Source organism: Rhodobaculum claviforme (assembly GCF_016653255.1).
In the GTDB taxonomy this organism is placed as follows: domain Bacteria; phylum Pseudomonadota; class Alphaproteobacteria; order Rhodobacterales; family Rhodobacteraceae; genus Rhodobaculum; species Rhodobaculum claviforme.
The window spans coordinates 1-4,815 of the sequence record NZ_NHSD01000084.1 but is presented as its reverse complement, the minus strand read 5'-3'; the positions used below and the strand labels follow the sequence as shown (position 1 = coordinate 4,815).

Annotated in this window: 5 protein-coding genes; all 5 read left to right on the top strand. The window is 70.1% G+C overall.

The features are described 5' to 3' along the window. Positions 1 to 191 precede the first annotated feature (191 nt). Positions 192 to 791: a YitT family protein gene (locus CCR87_RS01470; RefSeq protein WP_201155554.1), complete on the top strand. Its 600-nt coding sequence runs from the start codon at positions 192 to 194 to the stop codon at positions 789 to 791. Positions 792 to 874: 83 nt separating this feature from the next. Continuing rightward, the gene (typA, locus tag CCR87_RS01465; protein ID WP_201155553.1) at positions 875 to 2,695 is read left to right on the top strand and encodes a translational GTPase TypA; all 1,821 of its coding nucleotides are present in this window, start codon (positions 875 to 877) and stop codon (positions 2,693 to 2,695) included. Positions 2,696 to 2,724: 29 nt separating this feature from the next. Continuing rightward, positions 2,725 to 3,312, top strand: a complete 588-nt coding sequence (gene hisB / locus CCR87_RS01460; protein ID WP_201155552.1) for an imidazoleglycerol-phosphate dehydratase HisB — start codon at positions 2,725 to 2,727, stop codon at positions 3,310 to 3,312. Positions 3,313 to 3,317: 5 nt separating this feature from the next. Next, complete coding sequence (gene hisH, locus CCR87_RS01455) at positions 3,318 to 3,956, top strand: imidazole glycerol phosphate synthase subunit HisH (RefSeq protein WP_201155556.1); 639 nt, start codon at positions 3,318 to 3,320, stop codon at positions 3,954 to 3,956. Further along, on the top strand, positions 3,953 to 4,815 hold an 863-nt coding region (locus tag CCR87_RS01450; protein WP_338048853.1), incomplete at its 3' end, for an amidohydrolase family protein. The genes hisH and CCR87_RS01450, both read left to right, overlap by 4 nt.

Below are 4,815 nucleotides of genomic sequence, written 5' to 3'. Positions count from 1 at the left end.
GGGTGGAGCGGCGAGGGCGGCCTGCGCGCCCCCGGGGTGGGCGGCACGCCCGCAGGCCTGTTGCGTGCACCGGCGGCGGGCACGGGTCTTGCGGGGCTGTCCGGGGGCGCGCGGTCGGGCGCCGCCGCCTTTGGCTCCTCTGGTCGCGGACGGGGGCTGGACGCGGCGCGCGCGCTGGGGCAAGCGAAGGCATGGCACAGCGGTCGCGTCATACCCCCCTCGAGGATGCCCAGGGCCTGGTCTTTGGCACGGCGGCGGCGGCGTTCGCGCTGCACATGCTGACCTCGGCGGGGCTGATGACGGGGCAGATCGCGGGGCTGGCGGTGCTGGTGTCCTACACCACCCCCTACAGCTTTGCCGAGGTGTTCTTTGTCGCCAACATTCCGTTCTATGCGCTGGCGTTGTGGCGGCTGGGGTGGGTGTTCACGCTCAAGACCTTTCTGTCGGTGGCGCTGTTGTCGGGGATGTCGCTGGTGATGCCGGACCTGATCGGGTTCGACCGGCTGGAGCCGTTGGCGGCGGCGCTGCTGTTCGGGATCCTGACCGGCTTCGGCATCCTGGCGCTGTTTCGCCACGGCGCAAGCCTGGGCGGCATCGGCATCCTGGGCCTCTGGCTGCAGGAGCGCTTCGGGATTCGCGCGGGCTGGGTGCAGCTGACCTTTGATGCCGGGCTGTTCGGGGTGGCGTTTTATTTCCTCGACCCGGTGCTGGTGGGGGTGTCGCTGGCGGGTGCGGTGGTGCTGAACCTGATCCTTGCGATCAATCACAGGCGCGATCGCTACGTCGCGTGACGCGTGTGGCGGATGGCGGGTGGCGCCGGGCCGCATTTTGGTATATGGGCGCACCCTTACCTCTTCCCCAAAGGCATGGCTCCATGGACCTTCGCAACATCGCGATCATCGCGCATGTCGACCACGGCAAGACGACGCTGGTCGACGAGCTTCTCAAGCAATCCGGCGCGTTTCGCGATAACCAGGCCGTGGCCGAACGGGCGATGGACAGCAACGACATCGAGCGCGAGCGCGGGATCACCATCCTTGCCAAGTGCACCTCGCTGGAGTGGAAGACCACGCGCATCAACATCGTGGACACCCCCGGCCACGCCGATTTCGGCGGCGAGGTGGAGCGGATCCTGAGCATGGTGGACGGCGTGGTGCTGCTGGTGGACGCGGCCGAAGGCCCGATGCCGCAGACCAAGTTCGTGACCGCCAAGGCGCTGGCGCTGGGGCTGCGGCCGATCGTGGTCCTCAACAAGGTCGACAAGCCCGCGGCCGAGCCCGAGCGCGCGCTGGATGAGGTGTTCGACCTCTTTGCCGCGCTGGGTGCGACCGAGGAACAGCTTGATTTCCCGCATCTCTATGCCTCCGGCATCAACGGGTGGTGCGACACGGATCTCGATGGTCCGCGCAAGAACCTCGATGCGCTTTATGATCTGGTGGTGGCGCATGTGCCCGCGCCCGCGCAGATCGCCCGCGAGGGCGAGCCGTTCCGGATGCTGGCCACGACGCTGTCGGCCGACCCCTATCTGGGCCGCATCCTGACGGGCCGGGTCGAATCGGGCCGGCTGTCGGCGGGCGCGACGATCAAGGCGCTGTCGCGCGACGGCACGCAGATCGAGAGCTTTCGCGTGTCCAAGGTGCTGGCGTTCCGCGGCCTCGGCCAGCAGGCCATCGACAGCGCCATCGCAGGCGACATCGTCACCCTGTCGGGGATGTCGAAGGCCACCGTGGCAGACACGCTGTGCGCCCCCGAAATCGACATTCCGCTGCCGGCACAGCCCATCGATCCGCCGACGATCTCGGTCACGTTCGGGATCAATGATTCGCCGCTGGCGGGACGCGACGGCGCCAAGGTGCAAAGCCGCGTGATCCGCGAGCGCCTGATGAAGGAGGCCGAGCTGAACGTCGCCATCCGTGTCAGCGACACCCCCGGCGGCGAGGCCTTCGACGTCGCGGGCCGCGGCGAATTGCAGATGGGCGTGCTGATCGAGAACATGCGCCGCGAGGGGTTCGAGCTGTCGATCTCGCGCCCCCGCGTGCTGACCCGCGACGAGGGCGGCCAGCGGCTGGAGCCGGTCGAGGAAGTCACCATCGATGTGGATGACGAATACACCGGAACCGTGATCGAGAAGCTGACCGGCCCGCGCAAGGGCGATCTGGTGGAGATGAAGCCCGCCGGAACCGGCAAGACGCGCATCATCGCGCATGTGCCGTCGCGCGGGTTGATCGGCTACCATGGGGAGTTCCTGACGGATACGCGCGGCACGGGTGTCCTCAACCGGGTGTTCCATGAATGGGCACCGTGGAAGGGCGCGATCCAGGGGCGGCGCGCGGGCGTGCTGATCTCGATGGAGAACGGGACCTCGGTCGCCTATGCGCTGTGGAACCTCGAGGAGCGCGGCAAGATGTTCATCGGCGCCCAGGAGCCGGTGTACGAGGGCATGATCATCGGCGAGCATTCGCGGGAGAACGACCTCGAGGTCAATCCGCTGAAGGGCAAGAAGCTGACCAACGTGCGCGCCTCGGGCAAGGATGATGCGGTCACGCTGACGACGCCCGTGCGCATGACGCTGGAGCAGGCCATCGCCTATATCGACGACGACGAGCTGGTGGAGGTGACGCCGAACGCCATCCGGCTGCGCAAGCGGTTCCTCGACCCGCACGAGCGCAAGCGCCAGTCCCGCGCCGCGGGCTGAGACGCGCAGGAGGGGCTGCCCGGACGCCGGTGCGGCGCGCCGAGATCCTGCGCAAGACCAACGAGACCGACATCCGCGTGGCGGTGGACCTCGATGGGACGGGGGTGGGTCGGATCGCCACGGGCGTCGGTTTCTTCGATCACATGCTCGACCAGCTGGCGCGGCATTCGCTGATCGACATGGAGATCGCGGCGACGGGCGACACCCACATCGACGACCACCACACGGTCGAGGATACCGGCATCGCACTGGGCCAGGCGCTGGCGCGCGCGGTCGGCGACAAGGCGGGGATCACCCGCTACGGCGCGTGCCACCTGCCGATGGACGACGCGCAGGTGGTCTGTGCGCTGGATCTGTCGGGGCGTCCGTATCTGGTGTGGAACGTGGATTTTCCCGCGGCCAGGGTCGGCAGCTTCGACACCGAGCTGGTGCGCGAGTTCTTTCAGGCACTTGCCACGCATGGCGGCATCACGCTGCATGTGGACATGGTCCACGGCCTCAACGCCCACCACATCGCCGAGGCCGCCTTCAAGGCCGTCGCGCGGGCCCTGCGCGTCGCGGTGGAGGCCGATCCGCGCCGCGCCGGGGCCATCCCGTCCACCAAGGGGGCGCTGTGATGGGGGTGCGTGTCGCGCTCGTCGATTATGACAGCGGCAACCTGCATTCGGCGCAGAAGGCGCTGGAGCGGATGGCGGCCGAGGCGGGCGGCGGGACGGTCGTGGTGACCTCGGACCCGGCCGAGCTGGCGGCCGCGAGCCATATCGTGCTGCCCGGCGACGGGGCGTTTCCCGCCTGCCGGGCGGCGCTGGATGCCGTGCCGGGGATGGTCGACGCGTTGGAGCGCCAGGTGATCGGCGCGGGCAAGCCGTTCCTGGGCATCTGCGTCGGCATGCAGCTGCTGGCCGACCGGGGGCGGGAATATTCCGACACGCCCGGTCTGGGCTGGATCGGCGGCACGGTGGAGCGGATCGCGCCCGCCGACCCGGCGCTGAAGGTGCCGCACATGGGTTGGAACGATCTGGTGATCGACCGCGTCCATCCGGTGCTGGAGGGGGTCTGCATGGGCGATCACGCCTATTTCGTGCACTCGTTCCATTTCGCCGTGACCGATCCGGCGCATCTGCTGGCGCATGCCGAGTATGGCGGCGCGCGCGCGGCGGTGGTGGGGCGCGACAACATCCTCGGCACCCAGTTCCACCCGGAGAAAAGCCAGGCGACGGGCCTGCGGATGATCGCCAACTTCCTGCGCTGGCGGCCGTGACGCATGTTCTGTGCGGGGCGGTGCCGTTTGACGGGCGGCGGCTGCGCCCCGGGCATGCGGTGGTGGTGTCGGGCGGCCGTATCGCCGCGCTGACGCCCGATCCGCCGCGCGATCTGCCGCGTGTGGTGCTGGAGGGCGGCATCCTCGCGCCCGGGTTCATCGATGCGCAGGTCAACGGCGGCGGCGGCGTGATGCTGAACGAGGCGCCCACGCCCGCGACCATGGCGCGCATCGCCGAGGCGCACCGCGCCCATGGCACCACCGCGCTGCTGCCCACGCTGATCACCGCCACGCCCGAGATTACGCGCGCCGCGCTGGCGGCCGCGGCCGCGGCGCCCGAGGGCGTCGTCGGCCTGCATCTGGAGGGGCCGCATCTGGCGCCCGCGCGCCGCGGCGCGCACCGCGCCGATCTGATGCGCCCGCTGACGGCGGCGGATGTGGCGCTGTACGCCGCCGCGCGCCGGGCGGTGGGGCGGCTGTTGATCACGGTCGCGCCCGAGATGGCCCCGCCCGAGCGGATCGCGGCGTTGGTGCGCGCGGGTGTGATCGTGAACCTGGGCCACAGCGCCTGTTCGGCGGCCGAGGCCGACGCCGCGTTTGACGCCGGGGCGCAGGGGGTGACGCATCTGTTCAACGCCATGTCCGGCCTCGATCACCGCGCGCCGGGGCTGGCGGCTGCCGCGTTGGCGCGGCCCGGGGTGTGGGCCGGGATCATCGCCGATGGCCACCACGTCGATGCGCGCCTGATCCGGGTGGCGATGGCGGCCAAGGATGCGCGGCTGTACCTGGTGACCGACGCGATGGCGCCCGTTGGCGCTCCGGCGGGGGCGGGCTTCACGCTGGATGGCCGGGGGGTGCG